Source organism: Mesorhizobium sp. M0217 (assembly GCF_040321955.1).
GTDB lineage: Bacteria > Pseudomonadota > Alphaproteobacteria > Rhizobiales > Rhizobiaceae > Mesorhizobium.
In genome coordinates this window covers 1-1,293 of the sequence record NZ_JAMYSN010000066.1, presented here as the reverse complement: position 1 = coordinate 1,293, position 1,293 = coordinate 1, and the positions used below count along the sequence as shown (strand labels likewise).

Below are 1,293 nucleotides of genomic sequence, written 5' to 3'. Positions count from 1 at the left end.
TGCCCTTCCCGAGAGATGGGTGACAGTTCATTCCGGAGACATGGGTTACACTTTCGGCCCTTTGCAAGGAGAGCAAGGTGCCTTGGAAGGAGTGTAACGTCATGGAAGAGCGGCTGAAGTTCATTGCCCGGCTGCTGGACGGCGAGAAGATGGCGGTGCTTTGCCGTGAGTTCGATATCTCGCGCAAGACCGGCTACAAGATCCTCACACGCTACAATGACAGTGGCCTTGAGGGGCTGACGGATCGATCACGCCGACCCTACCGCCACGCCAATCAGCTTCCGTTTCAAATCGAGAAGCTGATTGTGCGCCTCAAGCAAGACAAGCCGACCTGGGGTGCGCCAAAGATACGCGAACGGTTGGCCCGGCTGTATCCTGACGTTCACCGGCCTGCGATCTCGACGGTGCATGCGGTTCTCGACCGCCATGGCCTGGTCGAGCGCCGCAAGCGAAGGCGCAACAGGGCGATGGGAACACTACTTTCAAACGGCTATCGGCCCAACGATCTGTGGTGTGCCGACTACAAAGGCGAGTTCATGCTCGCCGATCGGCGCTATTGCTATCCGCTGACGATCACCGACTTCGCCAGCCGCTATCTCATCGCCTGCGAGGCGTTGTCGACTACCAAGGAAGCCTATGCCTTCACGGTGTTCGAGAGCGTTTTCAAAGAGTTCGGCCTGCCCAGCGCCATCAGGACCGACAACGGCGTTCCCTTTGCCAGCCCAAACGCGCTGTTCAATCTCAGCAAACTGTCGGTCTGGTGGCTGCGCCTGGGCATCGACATCGAGCGCATCCAGCCGGGCTGTCCGCAGCAGAACGGGCGCCATGAGCGCATGCACCTGACTCTCAAGAAGGAAACCACCAAACCGGCTGGCGCCAATTTCCTGCAGCAGCAGGCCAGGTTCGATGACTTCATCAATGAGTTCAACTCAGAACGCCCACATCAGGCGCTCGACATGGCCTGTCCAGCCGAGCGCTACACGCCGTCACCGCGCATCTATGCCGGCCTGCCGGATCTCGATTATCCGTTTCACGACAAGGCCGTCACCGTCACCACCTGCGGCCGCATCTGCTACAATCGCAAGAAGATCAACCTCAGCCTCGTCTTTGCCGGCCAGACCGTCGGCATCAAACAGGTCGAGGACCATATCTGGCTGGCTTCCTTCATGGATTATGATTTGGGCTACTTCGATGATGAGACATGCAGGCTCGAACCACTCCAAAACCCCTTCGGGCCAAAAGTGTTACCCATGTCTCCGATATAAACCGTAACCTATGTGTCCGGAATGGACC

General features: G+C 58.2%; 1 protein-coding gene. It reads left to right on the top strand.

The genetic code is table 11. From position 1 onward, the window contains the following. The first annotated feature begins 77 nt into the window (after window positions 1-77). Window positions 78-1,265 (top strand): helix-turn-helix domain-containing protein, encoded by a 1,188-nt coding sequence (locus NKJ18_RS32930; protein WP_502901417.1) that lies wholly within the window; start codon window positions 78-80, stop codon window positions 1,263-1,265. Window positions 1,266-1,293: the final 28 nt, after the last annotated feature.